This is a genomic window from Gallintestinimicrobium propionicum, assembly GCF_025567525.1.
Taxonomy (GTDB): domain Bacteria; phylum Bacillota; class Clostridia; order Lachnospirales; family Lachnospiraceae; genus Gallintestinimicrobium; species Gallintestinimicrobium propionicum.
Map to the genome: position 1 here is coordinate 19,804 of NZ_JAOQJY010000020.1, position 19,671 is coordinate 39,474.

Below are 19,671 nucleotides of genomic sequence, written 5' to 3' on the forward strand. Positions count from 1 at the left end.
AATGCCAACATTTAACCAGTTAGTAAGAAAAGGACGTCAGACATCTGTAAAGAAGTCTACAGCACCGGCTCTGCAGAGAGGTTACAACTCCCTTCACAAGAAGGCAACCGATACCTCTTCCCCGCAGAAGAGAGGCGTGTGCACAGCTGTTAAGACAGCGACTCCTAAAAAGCCTAACTCCGCTCTTAGAAAGATCGCCAGAGTACGTCTTTCCAACGGAATCGAAGTAACCAGCTACATTCCCGGTGAAGGCCACAATCTGCAGGAGCACTCCGTTGTTCTGATCAGAGGCGGACGTGTTAAGGACTTACCTGGTACCAGATACCACATCATCAGAGGTACCCTGGATACCGCAGGCGTTGCAAACAGACGTCAGGCAAGATCCAAATACGGCGCTAAGAGACCTAAAGCCGCTAAGAAATAATCCGCGGTAGCTGGAAGTACCACAAACGGAAACTAATTTTAAGTGTTGGAATTCTTATGCAGAGAAATCTGCAGTTCGCTTACGCGATGAGATAGACCGCACGAACACATTAGATGACACATGTGAGTACCGATGAATTAATTGAGATGATTAAGGAGGGAAGAAACGTGCCACGTAAAGGACATATTCAGAAAAGAGACGTATTAGCAGATCCTTTATACAACGACAAGGTTGTAACCAAGCTGATCAATAACATCATGCTGGATGGTAAGAGAGGCGTTGCACAGAAGATTGTATACGGCGCATTTGCAAGAGTAGAAGAAAAAGCCGGCAAACCGGCTCTGGAAGTATTTGAAGAGGCAATGAACAACATCATGCCTGTTCTGGAAGTCAAAGCAAGACGTATCGGCGGCGCAACCTATCAGGTGCCGATCGAAGTCAGAGCTGACAGACGTCAGGCTCTTGGTCTTCGCTGGCTGACCATGTTCTCTCGCAAAAGAGGCGAGAAGACCATGGAAGAGAGACTGGCTAACGAGATCCTGGATGCATCGAACAATACCGGTGCTTCCGTGAAGAGAAAAGAAGACGTTCATAAGATGGCTGAAGCGAACAAGGCATTCTCTCATTACAGATTCTAATCGAATCTGTAATGCAGAAGAGCGTTGCAGTTGCTTCTGGCTGATTCAATTAGGAGGAAAAACCTTTGGCTGGAAGAGAATATCCCTTAGAGAGAACCAGAAATATCGGTATTATGGCTCACATCGATGCTGGTAAAACTACCACCACCGAGCGTATCCTGTATTATACCGGTGTTAACTATAAAATTGGTGATACTCATGAAGGTACTGCAACCATGGACTGGATGGCTCAGGAGCAGGAGAGAGGTATTACAATTACTTCTGCTGCTACCACCTGTCACTGGACCTTGCAGGAAAATTGCAAAGCAAAGCCCGGCGCAGAAGAGTGTCGTATCAATATCATTGATACCCCTGGACACGTTGACTTCACAGTAGAAGTTGAGCGTTCCCTGCGTGTACTGGACGGCGCTGTCGGCGTGTTCTGTGCAAAGGGCGGTGTAGAACCTCAGTCTGAGAACGTATGGCGTCAGGCTGATACCTACAATGTACCCCGTATGGCATTCATCAATAAGATGGATATCCTGGGTGCAAACTTTTACGGCGCAGTAGAGCAGATCAAAACCCGTCTGGGCAAGAACGCGATCTGTGTTCAGCTGCCTATCGGCAAGGAAGATGATTTCAAGGGAATCATCGACCTGTTTGAAATGAAAGCCTACATCTACAATGACGATAAGGGCGATGATATTTCTATTGTTGATATCCCGGAAGATATGAAGGATGAGGCTGAACTGTATCGTTCTGAGCTGGTAGAGAAGATCTGCGAGCTGGATGACGATCTGATGATGGCTTATCTGGAAGGTGAGGAGCCCTCTGTTGACGAGCTGAAAGCAGCTCTGAGAAAAGGCACCTGCGAATGTACCGCTGTTCCGGTATGCTGCGGAAGCGCATACAAGAACAAGGGCGTACAGAAGCTTCTGGATGCAATCGTAGAGTATATGCCTTCTCCTCTTGATATCCCTCCGATTAAAGGTGTGGATCTGGAAGGCAACGAGGTTGTCAGACATTCTTCTGATGAAGAGCCGTTCTCTGCTCTGGCATTCAAGATCATGACAGACCCCTTCGTAGGTAAGCTTGCTTACTTCCGTGTGTATTCCGGTACTATGAACGCTGGTTCTTATGTGCTGAATGCAACAAAAGATAAAAAGGAACGTGTTGGACGTATCCTGCAGATGCATGCAAACAAGAGAATGGAGCTGGAAAAGGTTTATTCCGGTGATATCGCTGCTGCAGTAGGCTTCAAGTTTACTACAACCGGTGATACCATCTGTGATGAGCAGCATCCGGTAATCCTGGAGTCCATGGAATTCCCTGAACCCGTTATTGAGCTGGCAATCGAGCCTAAGACCAAAGCAGGTCAGGATAAGATGGGCATTGCTCTTGCAAAGCTTGCAGAAGAAGATCCTACCTTCCGTCAGCATACCGATCAGGAGACAGGCCAGACCATCATCGCCGGCATGGGCGAGCTGCATCTGGAGATCATCGTAGACCGTCTGCTGCGTGAATTCAAGGTAGAGGCTAATGTAGGTGCTCCTCAGGTTGCTTACAAAGAGACCTTCACCAAGGCCGTTGATGTGGACAGCAAGTATGCGAAGCAGTCCGGTGGTCGTGGTCAGTATGGTCACTGTAAAGTTAAGTTCGAGCCTATGGATCCTAACGGCGAGGAAACCTTCAAGTTCGAGTCCACCGTTGTCGGCGGCGCGATTCCGAAGGAATATATCCCTGCTGTAGGCGAAGGTATCGAAGAGGCTACAAAGGCTGGTATTCTGGGTGGCTTCCCGGTTCTGGGCGTACATGCAAATGTATACGACGGTTCCTACCATGAAGTCGACTCCTCTGAAATGGCATTCCACATCGCTGGTTCCCTTGCATTCAAGGAAGCTATGCAGAAGGGTAATCCGGTTCTGCTGGAGCCTATCATGAAGGTTGAAGTAACCATGCCTGAAGAATACATGGGTGATGTAATCGGAGATATCAACTCCCGCCGCGGACGTATCGAAGGTATGGACGATATCGGCGGCGGCAAGATGGTAAAAGCTTATGTACCGCTTGCTGAAATGTTCGGTTACTCCACAGACCTGCGTTCCAAGACTCAGGGTCGTGGTAACTACTCCATGTTCTTTGAAAAGTACGAACAGGTTCCGAAGAACGTGCAGGAGAAGGTACTGGCAGCAAAAGCAAAATAATCTGATTTGCTGTTGCAGTTCACTCGTATCTTCCCAGGTACAGGTTTCATGTCCGCATGAGAAACTGTGCAGAGGAAGAAGTTTACACCGCGAAATTGTACTTGAAAATCCAGCTATTATCGAATATAATCAATAATAGCTGGTTCAAATTAAAACTAACTCACTGAATTAAGGAGGATTACAAGAAATGGCTAAAGCTAAATTTGAAAGAACAAAGCCCCATTGTAACATTGGTACCATCGGCCACGTTGACCATGGTAAAACAACTCTGACTGCTGCTATTACTAAGGTTCTTCATGAGAGACTGGGCACTGGCGAAACAGTTGCTTTCGATAATATCGATAAGGCTCCCGAAGAAAGAGAACGTGGTATCACCATTTCTACCGCTCACGTTGAATACGAGACCGAGAGGAGACATTACGCACACGTTGACTGCCCTGGACATGCTGACTACGTTAAGAACATGATCACTGGTGCAGCTCAGATGGACGGCGCTATCCTGGTTGTAGCTGCAACTGATGGTGTTATGGCTCAGACCAAAGAGCACATCCTGCTGTCCCGTCAGGTAGGCGTTCCTTACATTGTTGTTTTCCTGAACAAGTGCGATATGGTAGACGACGAGGAACTGCTTGAGCTGGTTGAGATGGAAGTTACCGAGCAGCTGGAAGAGTACGGTTTCCATGACTGCCCGATCATCAGAGGTTCTGCTCTGAAGGCTCTGGAAGATCCTAACAGCGAGTGGGGCGACAAGATCCTTGAGCTGATGCACACTGTTGACGAGTACATTCCGGATCCTAAGCGTGACACCGACAAGCCTTTCCTGATGCCTGTCGAGGACGTATTCACCATCACAGGTCGTGGTACTGTTGCTACTGGCCGTGTTGAGAGAGGCGTTCTGCATCTGAATGATGAAGTAGAAATCGTTGGTATCAAAGAAGAGACCAAGAAGACTGTTGTAACCGGTATCGAAATGTTCCGTAAGATGCTGGATGAGGCACAGGCTGGTGATAACATCGGCGCTCTGCTGCGTGGTATCCAGAGAACTGAAATCGAAAGAGGACAGGTTCTGGCAAAACCCGGCACTGTTACCTGCCACCACAAATTCACCGCTCAGGTTTACGTTCTGACCAAGGATGAAGGCGGCCGTCATACACCTTTCTTCAACAACTACAGACCTCAGTTCTACTTCCGTACAACTGACGTTACCGGCGTTTGCGAACTGCCTGCTGGCACAGAGATGTGCATGCCTGGTGATAACGTAGAGATGACCATCGAACTGATCCATCCCGTAGCTATGGAGCAGGGTCTTACCTTCGCTATCCGTGAAGGCGGCAGAACCGTTGGTTCCGGCCGTGTAGTTTCCATCATCGAGTAATTCGAACATAGGAAATTCAATTTTAAATATTGTGCTCAAGCGTAAGATGCCCGTAGAACTTCGGTTCTACGGGTTTTTCTGTTCCACAGTTCACTTGAAACCTTCTATTGTCATGAATCGCATCTTCAATGCTTTCCACTGCTTTGCAGCTCTTTTTACTCATAAAATGGCGCGTGAATTTCCAACACCGCATATTGACGTGCCTATTTGCAGGGTGGTATAATTTGTTACATATGGATTGATATCGCAAAAGGAGATGTGAGAATACAGATGCAGGGAAGAACACACAACTGCGGCCAGCTCAGACTGGAAAACGCAGGAGAAAAAGTAACTCTGGTCGGATGGTTTGAGAACATCCGTAAGGTGAGCAAAAATCTCGGATTTGTTATCCTGAGAGATTTTTATGGAACGACACAGATCGTCGTTGAAACAGAAGATCTGATGGAGCAGTTTTCTGCAATCAATACAGAGTCTACCATTGAAGTAACAGGAACCGTGCGAGAGCGCAGCTCGAAGAACCCGAAGCTGGCAACCGGGGATGTTGAAGTAGTTCCCGAAACCGTTAAGGTACTGGGCAAGTGCCAGTATCAGGAGCTTCCGTTCCAGATTAACCGTTCGAAAGAAGCAGATGAAAATACAAGACTGAAATACCGTTATTTGGATCTCAGAAATCCGGAGGTAAAATCCAAGATCGTATTGAGAAGCAAGATTGTAGCAGATCTTCGTTCCGCAATGGTTGCCCATGATTTCATGGAAATTACAACGCCGATCCTGACCTGCTCTTCTCCGGAGGGTGCAAGAGACTATCTGGTTCCTGCCAGAAAGCATCCGGGTAAGTTTTACGCGCTGCCTCAGGCTCCGCAGCAGTTCAAGCAGCTGCTGATGGCTTCTGGCTTTGACCGTTATTTCCAGATTGCTCCCTGTTTCAGAGACGAGGATGCGAGAGCAGACCGTTCTCCGGGTGAATTCTATCAGCTGGATATGGAAATGGCATTTGCCAATCAGGAAGATGTCTTTGCTGTTCTGGAAGACGTTCTTCCTCCGATTTTTGCAAAGTATGGTATTTATCATGAAGCCTCTACCGCTCCCTTCAAACGGATTCCCTACAGAGAGGCCATGGAGAAATACGGCTCCGATAAGCCAGATCTGAGAATCAGCCTGCTGGTTCAGGATGCGACAGAAGCTCTGGCAGACTGCGGCTTTGAACCCTTTGCAGGCAAGACGGTAAAGGCTGTCGTAGCGCCTGATTTCAAGGGTACCAGAAAGCAGATCGATAAGATGTGCGCAGAAGTAGAAGTGATCAGCGGTCAGAAGGCATACTGGTTTAAGATGGATGAAAACGGTGAGCTGGCTGGCGGTATTGCGAAGTTCTTGCAGGAAAAGAAGAACGCTGTTATAGAAGCTCTCGGCTTAAAGAATGGTGACTTTGTAGCACTGAGTGCAGGTACCCTGGGCGCAGCACAGAAGACTGCAGGTGTTATTCGCAAGCTGGTTGGCACATCCTTCGATGGCTATATGAAAAAAGAATGCTATGAGTTCTGTTGGGTTGTTGATTTCCCGATGTACGAAATCGGCGAAGAGTCCGGCGAACTGGAATTTTGCCACAATCCTTTCTCCATGCCCCAGGGCGGCGTAGAAGCGCTGGAGAATCAGGATCCGCTGGAGATTCTGGCATATCAGTACGATCTGGTCTGCAACGGAATTGAGTTGTCTTCCGGTGCGGTGCGTAACCACGATCCTGAGATCATGGTAAAAGCGTTCGAGCTGGTTGGACTGGGCGAAGAAGATGTGAAAGCGAAATTCCCTGCTATGTACAATGCATTTTGCTACGGCGCACCGCCGCACGCAGGGATTGCTCCCGGCGTAGACCGTATGGTTATGCTGATTGCAGGTGAAGACAGCATTCGCGAGATTATTCCGTTCCCGATGAACAAGAATGCTCAGGACGTTATGATGGGCGCTCCTGCAGAGGTAGACGAGAAGCAGCTGAGAGAGGTTCATATCAAGATCAGCGCTCCGGAGAAGCAGTAAGTAAGAAAACAATAGAATGTACGCTCTGCGAGCATTCTATTGTTATGAATAAAAACGTGCGGAACACTTTCCGATCGAAGGTGTTTCGCACGTTTTGTTGTTTCGGACAATAGAATATTTGCAGAGCATGCATCATTCTATTGTACGAGAAAATAGAATATTCGCAGGGTTTGGGATCAGCCGTAGCTGATAACAACCTTATGCCTGCGTGCCAAAGCAATGCGGAAGCAGCAAAACTCTGAAATGGCACAGAGTTTATCGGCAAGGCTGATTAACCATGCCTCCCGGCTTTCGGGAAGAGGTCCAAGCGGAAACATGTGGGACAGGATCGCCTGTCGCTCTTTGTCGGAAATCAGGAAATGCTTTTCGCTGGTGCTGGCGGCCACTCTGGGATGATAGTAGGCCTGTATTTCCCCTTTGGGAAGCTTATCTTTGAAATCGTAAACACAGAAGTCATGAAGAAGTCCGGCCCGGGCAGCTGTTTGGGCATCCCATCCGAGCTTTCTGGCAATGAGCCAGGAGATATAAGAAACGTTCAGACTGTGCATGAAGCGGGTTGTCTGAAAATGCTGCTTATACCGTTGAAGCTTTTTGAATTCGGGATTGTCCAGAATGCTCTGCACCAGACCGCGGTACTCGGCGCTGATATCATCCGCGACTGTAATCTCCATCGGCTGTCACATCCTTTCCGGCGGGAACGAGTACGGATTTTCCGTGGTTTAAAAAGCGGAGAACCGTTGTTCCTCCTGCTTTTAAGTATACTGCACCGGGAGTGAAAAACAAGTGGAAAAGACTGGATTTCACGAAGATTTCATAAACGGTGCGGGGAAAACTGTAACTGCTGAAATTTTCTTTTACATGGAATCAGAGCCTTCCGACAAGCAGATTTTGTACTTGTCGAAAGGCTCTGAGGAAATTTTAATATTTCATAGAAATATTCTGGCTGATGAGCCCGTGCCACACCACGCTGCCGGAAGAAAGCGTTGCGGGAACGTCGATCAGGCGCTGATTTTCGGAACCGCGGAATGCAAGGCTGATGTTTTTCTGAGCCTCGATAAATTCCCCATCAACGAGGACATCGATCAGGGAAAGCATCTCATCCGTGCATTCGCACCGAGCGCGGCTTTCGGACAGAAGATCAGATTCCAGGGTGTAGCCGGTATAGCACCAGATTGTTTTACCGGGATACTGCGCACGGACTTTTTTCAGGAAAGGAACAAGCGCCCGCTGGTTATCCGGTTCAAACGGTTCTCCGCCCAGCAGGGACAGTCCGTCGATATAATCTGGGGAAAGCAGCGTAAGCAGTTTGCTTTGCGCTTGTTCATCGAATGGGGAGCCGTAGGAAAAGCTCCAGGTTTCTGGGTTGAAACAGTTATGGCAGTGATGAGTGCAACCGGAGACGAAAAGGGAAACCCGCACGCCCTCTCCGTTTGCAATATCACAGTTTTTGATTGTACCGTAGTTCATTATAGATGAAGCACCCTCTCTTTAATTTCCTGCGTCCGTCCCTGATTCCAGAACTGAGTGCCAATATAGCCGCAGGTACGCCTTGCGACGTTTAATTTGTTCTGATCGGTGCAGCCACATTTCGGACATTTCCAAATGAGCTTTTTGTGTTCATCCTCAACGATCTGAATTTCGCCGGTATAACCGCATTCCTGGCAATAGTCGCTCTTGGTGTTTAACTCTGCGTACATGATGTTGTCGTAGATAAAGCGCATGACCTGAATGACAGCCGGGATGTTGTCCTGCATATCGGGAACCTCCACATAGCTGATCGCTCCGCCGGTGGAAAGCGCCTGGAACTGGGACTCGAATTTCAGCTTGGAAAAAGCGTCGATTGGCTCGGTAACGTGCACATGGTAGCTGTTGGTGATATAGTTCTTGTCCGTTATGCCCTCGATGATGCCGAAACGCTTCTGCAGGCATTTGGCGAACTTGTAGGTTGTACTCTCGATCGGAGAACCGTAAATGGAGAACGCGATATTGGTTTCCCGTTTCCATTTGTTGCAGGCATCGTTCATGTGCTGCATGACTTCCAGTGCGAACGGGGTCGCTTCCGGATCGGTGTGGGATTTGCCGGTCATGTATTTGACACATTCGTACAGACCAGCATAGCCAAGGGAAATCGTGGAGTAGCCGCCGTAGAGCAGCTTGTCGATCGTTTCGCCTTTTTTGAGACGGGCAAGAGCACCGTACTGCCAGAGGATCGGGGCAGCGTCAGATAAAGTACCCTCTAAACGCTTATGGCGAAGCATCAGGGCGCGATAGCACAAATCAAGACGCTCGTCGAAAATTTCCCAGAATTTCTTGAAATCCCCGCCGGAGGAAAGTGCGACGTCAGGTAGGTTGATGGTTACGACGCCCTGGTTGAAGCGGCCGTAGAATTTGTAATTGCCGTTTTCATCCTTCCAGGGACTCAGGCAGCTGCGGCAGCCCATAACGGGGAAGCAGTTGCCTTCTTTTAATTCTTTCATTTTCTTTTCAGAAATATAATCAGGGACCAGACGCCTTGCGGTGCATTTTGCTGCGAGCTGTGTCAGGTAGAAGTATTCGGAGTCCTCTTCCACGTTGTCGTCTTCGAGCACATAGATCAGCTTGGGGAACGCGGGAGTAATCCATACGCCTGCTTCGTTCTTGACGCCCTGATAGCGCTGTTTTAAGGTTTCTTCGATAATCAGTGCGAGATCCTTTTTTTCCTGCGCATTTTTTGCCTCATTCAGATACATGAAGACCGTCAAAAACGGTGCCTGGCCGTTTGTGGTCATCAGGGTGATGATCTGGTACTGAATGGTCTGTACGCCCTTGGTGATCTCACGGTGCAGACGGGTTTCCACGATATCGTTGAGTTGTTCGGGAGTCGCCTGGGTGTTGAGAATTTTCATTTCTTCGGCAACTTCGGTGCGGATCTTTTCCCGGGAAACCTGTACGAAAGGCGCGAGGTGTGCGAGAGAAATACTCTGTCCGCCGTACTGGTTGCTTGCCACCTGCGCGATGATCTGGGTCGCGATGTTGCAGGCTGTGGAAAAGCTGTGGGGCTTTTCAATTTTGGTTTCGCTGATGACGGTGCCGTTCTGCAGCATATCCTCGAGGTTTACGAGGTCGCAGTTGTGCATGTGCTGTGCGAAGTAGTCGGAATCGTGGAAGTGGATCAGCCCCTTCTGGTCAGCCTCTACGATGTCGGAAGGCAGTAAAAGGCGCTGGGTTAAGTCACGGCTGACCTCACCTGCCATGTAGTCACGCTGTACGCTGTTGACCGTAGGGTTTTTGTTGGAATTTTCCTGTTTGGCCTCTTCGTTGTTGCATTCGATCAGCGAAAGGATCCGGGTATCCGTGGTGTTGGATTTGCGGATCAGAGAGCGCTGATAGCGGTACTGGACATAGTGCTTCGCGAGGTCGAAAGCGCCGGTTGCCATGATCTGGTTTTCTACCATATCCTGTACTTCTTCTACGGATACAGCGCGTCCGATCTTGTTGCATTTATATTCGACGTAGTCTGCAATATCGTGAATCTGTTCCGGAGAAAGTCTGGTTCCTTCCTCAGAGTTGTTGGCCTTTGTGATGGCCGCCACAATTTTTTCGGAATCGAAAGTGGCTTCAGAGCCGTTCCTCTTGATGATTTTCATAGTCTCCCTCTCCTTTTTCGTGCAAAAATCTCGGAAAACGGAGTAAATGACAGTTTCTCGAGATTTAACATAAAATCTGACATGCTCCGGCAGTGTTCTTCTACTGTGGAGTGCAAGCATTATTATATAACCGAAGTCCTGATAAAATAGTTGCACAAGCAACAAATATAGGATATAATACAAAATATAGTGGTTTGCACAAAAATAGACTACATGATGGTGTGAAAATATGGAACAATTTATTGGCTTTTGGGACTTGACAAAAGAACAGCAGGAGCGTTTGGCAGCGGACGGGATGTTGAATATCCGGACGTTTGGAAAGCGCCAGGTGCTGATGAATCAGGACGACGACGCGGACAATGTGGGCGTTATGCTGAGCGGAACCGCCTTTTTGGAGAGTATGAATCAGGAGGGACAGCGACGGATTCTGGATTATTATGAGCCGAAGGAGAGTTTTACACGGAAATGCTTTCCGGATGTGGAGGGCGTATGCTACGTCATTTCGCGTTCCGGCTGCCAGGTTGCTTTTTTGAATGACAGAAAGCTGTCGTCGGCTTATAAAAAATATGAAAAGCGCGGGCAGCTTCTGGAGGAAATTCTGATGGGAACCCAGAAACGTGCGCTGATGCACGCGGATGTGCTGGGGCAGAAGACGCTGCGGCAGAAGCTGATGACGTATTTTCAGTTTTTGAACCGCCAGAAGGGCAGAGATGGTTTTTCTTTGCCGTTTTCCTATACGGACTGCGCGGACTATCTGTTTGTGGATCGCAGCGCGATGATGCGCGAACTGGGACGGATGAAGGAGGAAGGACTGATTCGGACGGAAGGGAAGAAAATCTGGCTGGAGGAGAAAAAACTGCGGTGAAGATATCAGGGAGAAGGGAAGATAAAAAAACAACAGCTATTATTGGTAGAATTCGCAAAGATGTGGGGGCATATTGGGGTTTTGCTGTCGTGTTTGTTTTGTATGATATTGCAGCGCATGCGATGTTTCATGCGTTCTGTCCCTCCGTGTTTTTATTTGGTCTGCCTTGTCCCGGCTGTGGGATGACGCGGGCGGTGTTCTTTTTTATCACAGGGCAGTTTCAGAGGGGAATGCAGATGAATCCGCTGGGGCTTCTGTGGATTCTATGGGCTGCTTATCTGGTGGTTATGCGGTATGGGTTTGGGAAAAAAGCGAAAGGGCTGATGACGGCTGCGGGCGTGATTGTAGTGCTGATGGTCGCAGTCTATTTGTATCGAATGTATTGCTTCTTCCCCGGAGAGCCGCCGATTAGCTACACATCGGGCAGTCTGGCGGAGCGGCTTATTCCGGGGTATCGGAAGTGGATTCTGGGATTGGTTCGAATGCTGCAGGGGTGAGAGACGCTGCGTTACTCATGACAATAGAATGCTCGCAGAGCGTGCATTCTATTGTTTGCTCCAGCGTCCGGACGCGCCGCAGGGCAGCACCAGTCCGTTGTCTGTAACGGGCAGTCCGATTTCGGATGCTTCGGTGTGTCCGCCGAATTTCGGCGTAATGGCAGTCTGCATCATATAGTTTAAAACAGCAGGCTGTAGACCGGTTGTATAGGAGTTGATCAGGAAAAAGAGCGGGTCATCGGACAGAATCTGAGTCGTCAGTTCGATGAAGGGATAGATGCTCTCTTCAATTTTCCAGATTTCGCCTTTAGGACCTCTGCCGTAGGAGGGAGGATCCATGATGATGCCATCATAGTGGTTGCCGCGGCGGATTTCACGTTCGACAAATTTTACACAGTCATCTACGAGCCAGCGGATCGGAGTATCGGAAAGACCGGAAGCCGCTGCGTTTTCTTTTGCCCAGGTAACCATGCCCTTGGAAGCGTCCACATGGGTGACTGCTGCGCCTGCCTTCGCTGCGGACAGGGTAGCGCCGCCGGTGTAGGCGAACAGATTCAGCACTTTAACCGGGCGGCCAGCGTTGGCAATCAGGTTGCCAAACCAGTCCCAGTTTGTTGCCTGTTCCGGAAACAGACCGGTATGTTTGAAGCTAAACGGCTTTAAACGGAAGGTCAGTTCGCGGTAATGGATGCTCCATTCCTCGGGCAGATTGAAAAATTCCCATTCGCCGCCGCCCTTGGAGCTGCGATGATAATGGCCGTTTTTCTTTTTCCAGCCGGGATTTTTGCGGGGGGTATTCCAGATGACCTGCGGATCGGGACGCACGAGAAGATAATCTCCCCAGCGTTCCAGCTTTTCTCCGCTGGAAGTATCCAGCACTTCATAATCTTTCCATTGATCTGCGATCCACATATTTTCCTCTCATTTCTGCGCACGCTTTTTGCGCATGCCGAGTTTGTGTCAAGTGCGCACAGACACAAATCTCGCGATTGAAAAATTTTATTTTTCAATCTTTATTCTTCATTTTGTAAGTAATATAGTTACAGGAATTATCTGCAAAGTATCCGGGCAAAACTGCGTTTGCGCGTGTATGCACAGGATAATAATACGAGATTATCATACAGGAAGTGCGCCCAAAAAGCAATCATTCTATTGCTGGAGCGTTGCGATGAAAAAAATCGTTACTGTTCACCCACTTAAAATTTCCACATCCGGCATAAATTCTGAAATTCCTCTGCGGAGGACGAAAGGTATTTGTTGCGGTGCCGGATCAGGTATAGGCTGCGGGTCAGGATGTCGGGCGGAAGCGGAAGGGAGACAAGATCTCCGGATTTCAGTGCATCCCGGACGAGAAGCTCCGGTAAAATTGCGATGCCGAGACCGTTTTGGGCGGCGCGGATGAGGGCGAGGGTGCTGACGCTTTCCCAGGCGGGCGCGATCTGGATGCCGCCGGATAAAAAGAGACTTTCGACGATTTCCCTGCCGGCACTGCCTGGTTCGCGTAAAAGGAGGGGGCAGGAAGCAGCGTCGGCGAGGGTGACCGTCCGGTTGGCGGCAAGCGGATGTCCGGGAGCTGCGACCATGCAGAGCATATCGGCAGAAAAGACCTCTGAAATGATTTCCGGGTGAGTGACAGTGCCTTCGACCAGGGCAAAATCCAGCTGATTGTCGACGACTGCCTGCTCGATTGTGCCGGTATTTTTGATCGTTACATAGATTTTGATTTCCGGGTGCTGCTCCTGATAGGTTTTGACAAGGGAGGGGAGCAGGCAGGTGCCGAGAGTGATGCTGGAGCCAATATGGAGCGGGGCATTTGCATCCCAGGCGGGAATTTTGTTTTCCATTTCTGAAAAAAGTGACACGATATGGAGTGCATATTCATAGAAGCGATGCCCGTTCTCCGTCGGGTAAATCCGTCGGGAGAGGCGGTCGAACAGGCGGATATGATAATATTCCTCCAGCTCCTTGATCGCCAGACTGACGGACGGTTGAGCCAGATGCAGGCTGTTCGATGCGAGGGTGATGCTTTTTTGCTGATATACGGCGACAAAAATTTTCATATGACGCAGAGTCATGGCGGTTCCTCCAAGGTGATCGAGTGAAAAATAAGTGTGATCGCTTATTTTCACGCAGTTATTTGTACCGAAGGTGTCAAAAGACTGCTCCTGCACAGCTTATATAATAAAAATATTATATATTTTATACTATAATACTATTTTACTTATATTACAAGAAAAGGTATGATAAGAACGATTACAAGAGGCTGTACGATGTTAGAAACAAACAGAAGCAGCGGGCATGCGAAAAAGCGTGCGCAGAAATGAGAGGAAAGCATGAAGGAGAAATGGACGAAGATCCGAAAAGTATTTTTTTCCACGCTGTATTTAAGCGCGTTTACGTTCGGCGGCGGATACGTCATCGTCACGCTGATGAAAAAGAAATTTGTAGATGAGCTGCACTGGATCGATGAAGAGGAAATGCTCGATCTGGTGGCGATTGCGCAGTCCGCGCCGGGAGCGATTGCGGTAAACGGTGCAATCGTCGTAGGTTACAAGCTGGCGGGCCTCGCAGGGGCACTCGCAGCGATCATCGGAACGATTATTCCGCCGTTTGTGATTTTGTCGGTGATCTTTTATTTTTATGCGGCATTTTCTTCTAATTATATTGTAAAAACGGTGCTGGACGGCATGCAGGCGGGCGTCGGCGCGGTCATTGCGTCGGTTGTCTATGATATGGGCAGCGGCATCGTGGCAGGGAAACAAAAATCGTCCCTCGCAATTATGGCGGCAGCGTTCCTTGCGGTCTGCATTTTTAATGTCAACGTGGTCTATGTCGTGATCTTCTGTATCGTGCTCGGAGTGGTACGGACCCTGATCCGGAAGAGAAAGGAGAAAAAGAAATGATTTACTGGCAGCTTTTTCTGAGCTTTTTGCAGATCGGAATGTTCAGCTTCGGCGGCGGCTATGCAGCGCTTCCGCTGATTCAGGAGCAGGTAGTGACGCAGCATGGGTGGCTGTCGAGATCGGAATTTACCGACCTGATTACAATTTCCCAGATGACGCCCGGACCGATTGCAGTCAATTCCGCGACGTTTGTCGGCATCCGGCTGGCAGGCTTTTTGGGAGCGCTGGCGGCGACATTTGGCTGTATTTTTCCGTCGTGCATCCTGGTAACGGTGCTGTCCTATCTTTATTTAAAATACCGTAAAATGAGCATGCTGCAGGGCGTGCTGGAAACGCTGCGTCCGGCAGTTGTGTCGATGATCGCGGCGGCAGGCGTATCGATCCTGATCACTGCGTTCTGGAATGACGCGGTGAGCTTTATGTCGACGAAGTGGGATTCGATCGTGATTTTTGTTGTCGCAGTATGGCTGTTAAAAAAGAAAAACTGGAATCCGATTCTTGTGATGGTGCTGAGCGGTTTTGCAAAGCTGGCAGTGCAGGGTGTGCTTGCGCTGGTTGGCATAGTATGATAAGGTAGGAATAGAACAAAGCATCCGGATGCGCTGAGGCGGAGGCACAGTAAAATGTCGTTCAAAGTGCGCAGCCAACAATAGAATGCACACTCTGCGAGCATTCTATTGTCATGAATAAACGCCGTCGGTCTGGGAACGCGGCAGAAAAGAGGGACGTATGGAGTATCGTGTAAAAACAATATTTAATAAGGAAGAAATCGAATCCTGTCAGCGGTTTTCGATGGATCATTTTATGTGGACATGTCTGCAGAAACCGGAGGCTTACGGGTGGATGGGCTACCTGAAGGATCAGGGACTTTTCGTGAAGCTGGTCTGCAAAGAAAAGGATCCGAAGCGCGTTTACCACAATTTTATGGATATGGTCTGTGAGGACAGCGCGATGGAGGTTTTCCTTGCATTCCCCGAAAAGGGTGAAGCGCTGACCAATGATGTAATGTATTTAAATTTTGAAGTCAATTCCAACGGTGCGATGTATGCAGCATATGGAAAGGGAAGAAAAGGCCGTAAACCGATGCCGGAGAAATATCTGCAGGTTGTAGACTGCAAAGCGGACAGACAGGAGGACAGCTGGACACTGACTTATCTGATCCCTGAGAGCTATCTGAAGGAAGAGGCAGGAGTGGAAAAGCTGGATGGGGAGACCGAGTTTTACTGTAACTTCTATAAGATAGCCCAGACTCCTGAAATTGAGCATTATGCTTCCTGGTCTCCGATCGATAATCCGACACCGAACTTCCATTTGCCGATATTCTTCGCGAAGGCACAGATCGTGGAGTAAGTGGGACGAGTTTTTGCCACAGTTCACCGCGCCATTCGCGATACAATAGAATGTACGCTCCGTGAACATTCTATTGTTATGAATCGCAGCTGCGCTGCTTTTGGCTTAGAGTTTTAGCCACAGTTCACCGCGCCATTCGCAAAACGCAGCTGCGCTGCTTTCCGCTGCTTGCGCAGCTCCTTTTGCTCATCGATTGGCGCTCCCTTCGTGATTCCTTGTGCACAGATCCTCATGCGAGCATGAATCCGTGCGCAAGGAATCACGAGTGAACTGTTGTATCGAAAAATGTACAAAAAAAGAGAAAAGTTTTTGAAAAAAAGCCTTGCAATTTTGTAGGGCTTACTTTATACTACTAAGTGCTGTGACATGATAGCGAAGAAGCATAAGGTTGCTGCAACGGAAAATACATAATCCCTGCAGGTTTTTATGCGGAGCGAATGTCAAGTTAGTAAACTGACGACAAGTCACTGTACCAGATAACAGCACCTGTCACGAGACAGGGGAAACGACGTGGAGTCCACGATAAGAGAAAGAAAGGATCTTTCAGGGTTGCTTATCAAGAGGACACACACGGGAACGTGTACAGTCACCGCTTGTCGCACTTATCTCAAAAGCGCGAAAAGGAGGCGACTTTTTTTATGGCAAATCAGGTAATGAGGATTACACTGAAAGCTTACGATCATCAGTTAGTTGATGCGTCTGCGAAGAAAATCATCGAAACAGTCAAGAAAAATGGAGCACAGGTGAGCGGACCGGTACCGCTTCCCACTAAGAAGGAAGTAGTTACGATTCTGCGTGCCGTACACAAGTACAAAGACTCCAGAGAACAGTTCGAGCGCCGCACACACAAGAGACTGATCGATATCATTGCACCCACACCCAAGACCGTTGATGCTCTGCAGAGACTGGAAATGCCTGCTGGTGTGTACATCGATATCAAAATGAAAACAAACAAGTAATTGCAAGAACCTCTACAGAGACGTATGAATAGTCCAACTGCTTTAACCACTTCTGATGCAGAAGCAGGAAAGTTGCGAACATTCCGCTATGTAGAAATCAACAGGAGGTCAAACGAACAATGAAAAAAGCGATTTTAGCTACCAAAGTCGGAATGACTCAAATCTTCAACGAAGACGGCGTGCTGATCCCGGTAACCGTACTTCAGGCTGGTCCCTGTGTCGTAACACAGATCAAGACCGTAGAAAATGATGGTTACGAAGCAGTTCAGGTTGGTTTCGTTGATAAGAAAGAAAAAGTTATCAACAGAGACAAGGCTGGCAAGAAGGAAGTCATTCACAGACATGGCGTAAATAAAGCTCAGAAGGGACACTTTGAAAAAGCTGGTGTTTCCTGCAAGAGATATGTAAGAGAATTCCGGTTTGAAAATGCGTCTGAGTACGCACTGGCACAGGAAATCAAAGCTGACATCTTCGCAGCTGGCGACAGAATCGACGCTACTGCAATCAGCAAAGGTAAGGGCTTCCAGGGTGCGATCAAGAGATTTGGTCAGCACAGAGGACCTATGGCTCATGGTTCCAAATTCCATCGTCATCAGGGTTCCAACGGTGCCTGCTCCTCTCCGAGCCGCGTATTCAAGGGCAAAGGAATGCCTGGTCACATGGGCTGCGTAAAGGTTACTGTACAGAATCTGGATGTTGTAAGAGTAGATGCTGACAAGAACCTGATCCTGGTTAAGGGTGCTGTACCCGGACCTAAGAAAGCTCTGGTAACCATCAAAGAGACCGTTAAGGTTGAGGCTTAAAACTGGAAAGGAGGACCACACAGATGGCAAACGTATCTGTTTATAATATGGAAGGCAAGCAGATCGATACAATCGAATTAAACGATGCGGTATTCGGTGTTGAAGTAAACGAACATCTGGTACACATGGCAGTTGTTCAGCAGCTTGCAAACAATCGTCAGGGAACACAGAAAGCAAAGACTCGTTCCGAGGTTTCCGGCGGCGGAAGAAAACCCTGGAGACAGAAGGGAACCGGTCATGCAAGACAGGGCTCCATCCGCGCTCCCCAGTGGACAGGCGGCGGCGTAGTATTCGCTCCCGTACCGAGAGATTATTCCTTCAAGCTCAACAAGAAAGAGAAGAGAGCTGCTCTGAAGTCTGCTCTGACAGACAAGGTTGCAAATGCGAAGCTGATCGTTGTTGACGAGCTGAAGTTCGAAGAAATCAAGACCAAGAATTTTGCACAGGTTATGAAGAACCTGGATGTAAACAACGGTCTGGTTGTTGTAAACGAGAATGATGTAAACGTAATGATGAGCGCAAAGAACATCGCTGATGTGAAGATGGCTCTGCCGAACACCATCAACGTATATGACATCATGAAGGCTGGCAAGGTTGTTCTGACAAAGGACGCTGTTAAGACAATCGAGGAGGTGTACGCATAATGGCAGACATTAAGTACTATGACGTTATCCTCAAACCCGTCATCACTGAGAAGAGCATGGCTGGTATGGGCGAAAAGAAATATACCTTCCTGGTACATCCGGAAGCAAACAAGACCCAGATCAAGGAAGCTGTTGAGAAGATGTTCGAAGGCGCTAAGGTTGCTAAGGTAAACACTCTGAACGCTGACGGCAAGAACAAGAGACGCGGTATGGTAGTTGGTAAGACAGCCAAGACCAAAAAGGCTATCGTAACCCTGACCGCTGACAGCAAAGATATCGAAATCTTCGCTGGTCTGTAAGATGCGATGAAAGGAAGCTAAAAGTAAAAGCTTCCAGTTAACGATCGAGGGCACTTCGCAGCTGACGCTGCTCGTCGCGTTACACGCGACTATGGCTCCTGCCAATAAGCACTTTGCTCGTGCAAGCACGGCAAAGCACTTCCTGCCAGTCGCCGCACCCTCGAGCTCATCGCGAATATGTGCATACAAGCACGATAATAAATAGTAAAGGAGAAATCATCATGGGAATTAAAACATATAATCCCTATACACCTTCCAGAAGAAATATGACTGGTTCTGATTTTTCCGAGATCACAAAGACAACTCCTGAAAAGAGCCTTTGCGTATCTCTGAAGAAGAACTCCGGTCGTAACAATCAGGGCAAGATCACCGTTAGACATCATGGCGGCGGCGTTCGCACCCAGTACAGAATGGTAGACTTCAAGAGATTCAAGGATGGCATTCCGGCAACTGTAGTTGGTATCGAATACGACCCCAACAGAACAGCAAACATCGCGCTGATCTGCTACGCAGATGGCCAGAAGGCATATATCATCGCTCCTGAAGGACTGAAAGTAGGCCAGAAGGTCATGAACGGACCGGAAGCTGAAGTAAGAGTAGGCAACTGCCTGCCGTTATCTGAAATTCCTGTTGGTACTCAGGTACACAACATTGAGTTATATCCCGGCAAGGGCGGACAGATGGTTCGTTCTGCAGGTAACAGCGCACAGCTGATGGCGAAGGAAGGCAAATATGCAACCCTGAGACTTCCCTCCGGTGAAATGAGAATGGTTCCGATCGTTTGCCGCGCTACAATCGGTGTTGTAGGCAATGGCGATCACAACCTGATCAACTACGGTAAAGCAGGACGTAAGCGTCACATGGGTATCCGTCCTACCGTTCGCGGTTCCGTTATGAACCCGAATGACCATCCGCATGGTGGTGGTGAAGGTAAGACCGGTATCGGCCGTCCTGGTCCGAGCACTCCTTGGGGCAAACCGGCACTCGGCTTGAAGACCAGAAAGTCTAAAAAGGCTTCTAACAAGCTGATCGTAAGAAGAAGAGACGGTAAGGCTATCAAATAAGGTTAAGGAG

The 19,671-nt window shown here is 48.6% G+C and carries 20 protein-coding genes; 15 read left to right on the top strand and 5 right to left on the bottom strand.

Annotation, left to right across the window (positions count from 1 at the left end; genetic code table 11):
* The first annotated feature begins 1 nt into the window (after position 1).
* The 5 genes from rpsL to aspS all read left to right on the top strand — a co-directional run bounded on the left by rpsL (position 2) and on the right by aspS (position 6,651).
* Positions 2-424 carry a 30S ribosomal protein S12 gene (rpsL, locus tag OCV62_RS13680; RefSeq protein WP_021914044.1) on the top strand — a complete coding sequence of 141 codons (423 nt, stop codon included), beginning with the start codon at positions 2-4 and terminating at the stop codon, positions 422-424.
* A gap of 167 nt (positions 425-591) precedes the next feature.
* On the top strand, positions 592-1,062 hold the full coding sequence (gene rpsG, locus OCV62_RS13685; RefSeq protein WP_262587318.1) for a 30S ribosomal protein S7: 471 nt from the start codon (positions 592-594) through the stop codon (positions 1,060-1,062).
* Positions 1,063-1,127: 65 nt separating this feature from the next.
* Positions 1,128-3,245 carry an elongation factor G gene (fusA, locus tag OCV62_RS13690; protein WP_262587321.1) on the top strand — a complete coding sequence of 706 codons (2,118 nt, stop codon included), beginning with the start codon at positions 1,128-1,130 and terminating at the stop codon, positions 3,243-3,245.
* Positions 3,246-3,432: 187 nt separating this feature from the next.
* Entirely contained in the window at positions 3,433-4,620 is a 1,188-nt protein-coding gene (tuf, locus tag OCV62_RS13695; RefSeq protein WP_262587323.1) for an elongation factor Tu, read from the top strand.
* A 270-nt stretch (positions 4,621-4,890) separates the two neighbouring features.
* A complete protein-coding gene (aspS, locus tag OCV62_RS13700) occupies positions 4,891-6,651 on the top strand; it encodes an aspartate--tRNA ligase (protein WP_262587325.1) in 1,761 nt (586 codons plus the stop codon).
* A 176-nt stretch (positions 6,652-6,827) separates the two neighbouring features.
* Here the strand turns inward: aspS and OCV62_RS13705 are convergent, their stop codons facing one another.
* The 3 genes from OCV62_RS13705 to nrdD all read right to left on the bottom strand — a co-directional run bounded on the left by OCV62_RS13705 (position 6,828) and on the right by nrdD (position 10,277).
* Positions 6,828-7,322 carry an HD domain-containing protein gene (locus OCV62_RS13705; RefSeq protein ID WP_262587327.1) on the bottom strand — a complete coding sequence of 165 codons (495 nt, stop codon included), beginning with the start codon at positions 7,320-7,322 and terminating at the stop codon, positions 6,828-6,830.
* A 247-nt stretch (positions 7,323-7,569) separates the two neighbouring features.
* Positions 7,570-8,118 (bottom strand): anaerobic ribonucleoside-triphosphate reductase activating protein, encoded by a 549-nt coding sequence (nrdG, locus tag OCV62_RS13710; RefSeq protein ID WP_262587329.1) that lies wholly within the window; start codon positions 8,116-8,118, stop codon positions 7,570-7,572.
* Positions 8,118-10,277 carry an anaerobic ribonucleoside-triphosphate reductase gene (nrdD, locus tag OCV62_RS13715; RefSeq protein WP_021915956.1) on the bottom strand — a complete coding sequence of 720 codons (2,160 nt, stop codon included), beginning with the start codon at positions 10,275-10,277 and terminating at the stop codon, positions 8,118-8,120. The genes nrdG and nrdD overlap by 1 nt, the downstream gene beginning before the upstream one ends.
* A gap of 229 nt (positions 10,278-10,506) precedes the next feature.
* Between nrdD and OCV62_RS13720 the strand changes: the two genes are divergently transcribed.
* Both OCV62_RS13720 and OCV62_RS13725 read left to right on the top strand, forming a co-directional pair.
* Positions 10,507-11,142, top strand: coding sequence for a Crp/Fnr family transcriptional regulator (locus OCV62_RS13720; RefSeq protein ID WP_262587333.1), 636 nt, complete (start codon positions 10,507-10,509; stop codon positions 11,140-11,142).
* Between the two features lie 62 nt (positions 11,143-11,204).
* Entirely contained in the window at positions 11,205-11,639 is a 435-nt protein-coding gene (locus OCV62_RS13725; RefSeq protein ID WP_262587335.1) for a DUF2752 domain-containing protein, read from the top strand.
* Between the two features lie 48 nt (positions 11,640-11,687).
* On the opposite strand, the gene OCV62_RS13730 is transcribed toward OCV62_RS13725, so the two are convergent.
* On the bottom strand, positions 11,688-12,551 hold the full coding sequence (locus tag OCV62_RS13730; RefSeq protein WP_262587337.1) for a class I SAM-dependent methyltransferase: 864 nt from the start codon (positions 12,549-12,551) through the stop codon (positions 11,688-11,690).
* A gap of 284 nt (positions 12,552-12,835) precedes the next feature.
* The gene (locus tag OCV62_RS13735; RefSeq protein ID WP_262587339.1) at positions 12,836-13,714 is read right to left on the bottom strand and encodes a LysR family transcriptional regulator; all 879 of its coding nucleotides are present in this window, start codon (positions 13,712-13,714) and stop codon (positions 12,836-12,838) included.
* Between the two features lie 258 nt (positions 13,715-13,972).
* On the opposite strand from OCV62_RS13735, the gene OCV62_RS13740 reads away from it, so the two are divergent.
* The 8 genes from OCV62_RS13740 (at position 13,973) to rplB (ending at position 19,661) form a co-directional block, all read left to right on the top strand.
* Positions 13,973-14,542 carry a chromate transporter gene (locus OCV62_RS13740; RefSeq protein ID WP_262587341.1) on the top strand — a complete coding sequence of 190 codons (570 nt, stop codon included), beginning with the start codon at positions 13,973-13,975 and terminating at the stop codon, positions 14,540-14,542.
* Positions 14,539-15,111: a chromate transporter gene (locus OCV62_RS13745; protein ID WP_262587343.1), complete on the top strand. Its 573-nt coding sequence runs from the start codon at positions 14,539-14,541 to the stop codon at positions 15,109-15,111. Before OCV62_RS13740 ends, OCV62_RS13745 begins: the two co-directional genes overlap by 4 nt.
* Before the next feature lie 160 nt (positions 15,112-15,271).
* On the top strand, positions 15,272-15,892 hold the full coding sequence (locus tag OCV62_RS13750; protein ID WP_262587344.1) for a carbohydrate-binding family 9-like protein: 621 nt from the start codon (positions 15,272-15,274) through the stop codon (positions 15,890-15,892).
* A gap of 638 nt (positions 15,893-16,530) precedes the next feature.
* Positions 16,531-16,851 (top strand): 30S ribosomal protein S10, encoded by a 321-nt coding sequence (rpsJ, locus tag OCV62_RS13755; protein ID WP_021915964.1) that lies wholly within the window; start codon positions 16,531-16,533, stop codon positions 16,849-16,851.
* Between the two features lie 119 nt (positions 16,852-16,970).
* Positions 16,971-17,654, top strand: coding sequence for a 50S ribosomal protein L3 (rplC, locus tag OCV62_RS13760; protein WP_117960412.1), 684 nt, complete (start codon positions 16,971-16,973; stop codon positions 17,652-17,654).
* A gap of 23 nt (positions 17,655-17,677) precedes the next feature.
* Positions 17,678-18,298, top strand: coding sequence for a 50S ribosomal protein L4 (gene rplD, locus OCV62_RS13765; RefSeq protein ID WP_021915966.1), 621 nt, complete (start codon positions 17,678-17,680; stop codon positions 18,296-18,298).
* On the top strand, positions 18,298-18,597 hold the full coding sequence (gene rplW / locus OCV62_RS13770) for a 50S ribosomal protein L23 (protein ID WP_021915967.1): 300 nt from the start codon (positions 18,298-18,300) through the stop codon (positions 18,595-18,597). Before rplD ends, rplW begins: the two co-directional genes overlap by 1 nt.
* A gap of 221 nt (positions 18,598-18,818) precedes the next feature.
* A complete protein-coding gene (gene rplB / locus OCV62_RS13775; protein ID WP_021915968.1) occupies positions 18,819-19,661 on the top strand; it encodes a 50S ribosomal protein L2 in 843 nt (280 codons plus the stop codon).
* Positions 19,662-19,671 lie beyond the last annotated feature (10 nt).

Coding starts and splice junctions, on each gene's coding strand:
- rpsL (WP_021914044.1), top strand. CDS start 2: ATGCCAACATTTAACCAGTTAGTAAGAAAAGGACGTCAGACATCTGTA.
- tuf (WP_262587323.1), top strand. CDS start 3,433: ATGGCTAAAGCTAAATTTGAAAGAACAAAGCCCCATTGTAACATTGGT.
- aspS (WP_262587325.1), top strand. CDS start 4,891: ATGCAGGGAAGAACACACAACTGCGGCCAGCTCAGACTGGAAAACGCA.
- OCV62_RS13705 (WP_262587327.1), bottom strand. CDS start 7,322: ATGGAGATTACAGTCGCGGATGATATCAGCGCCGAGTACCGCGGTCTG.
- nrdG (WP_262587329.1), bottom strand. CDS start 8,118: ATGAACTACGGTACAATCAAAAACTGTGATATTGCAAACGGAGAGGGC.
- nrdD (WP_021915956.1), bottom strand. CDS start 10,277: ATGAAAATCATCAAGAGGAACGGCTCTGAAGCCACTTTCGATTCCGAA.
- OCV62_RS13720 (WP_262587333.1), top strand. CDS start 10,507: ATGGAACAATTTATTGGCTTTTGGGACTTGACAAAAGAACAGCAGGAG.
- OCV62_RS13730 (WP_262587337.1), bottom strand. CDS start 12,551: ATGTGGATCGCAGATCAATGGAAAGATTATGAAGTGCTGGATACTTCC.
- OCV62_RS13735 (WP_262587339.1), bottom strand. CDS start 13,714: ATGACTCTGCGTCATATGAAAATTTTTGTCGCCGTATATCAGCAAAAA.
- OCV62_RS13740 (WP_262587341.1), top strand. CDS start 13,973: ATGAAGGAGAAATGGACGAAGATCCGAAAAGTATTTTTTTCCACGCTG.
- OCV62_RS13745 (WP_262587343.1), top strand. CDS start 14,539: ATGATTTACTGGCAGCTTTTTCTGAGCTTTTTGCAGATCGGAATGTTC.
- OCV62_RS13750 (WP_262587344.1), top strand. CDS start 15,272: ATGGAGTATCGTGTAAAAACAATATTTAATAAGGAAGAAATCGAATCC.
- rpsJ (WP_021915964.1), top strand. CDS start 16,531: ATGGCAAATCAGGTAATGAGGATTACACTGAAAGCTTACGATCATCAG.
- rplC (WP_117960412.1), top strand. CDS start 16,971: ATGAAAAAAGCGATTTTAGCTACCAAAGTCGGAATGACTCAAATCTTC.
- rplD (WP_021915966.1), top strand. CDS start 17,678: ATGGCAAACGTATCTGTTTATAATATGGAAGGCAAGCAGATCGATACA.
- rplW (WP_021915967.1), top strand. CDS start 18,298: ATGGCAGACATTAAGTACTATGACGTTATCCTCAAACCCGTCATCACT.
- rplB (WP_021915968.1), top strand. CDS start 18,819: ATGGGAATTAAAACATATAATCCCTATACACCTTCCAGAAGAAATATG.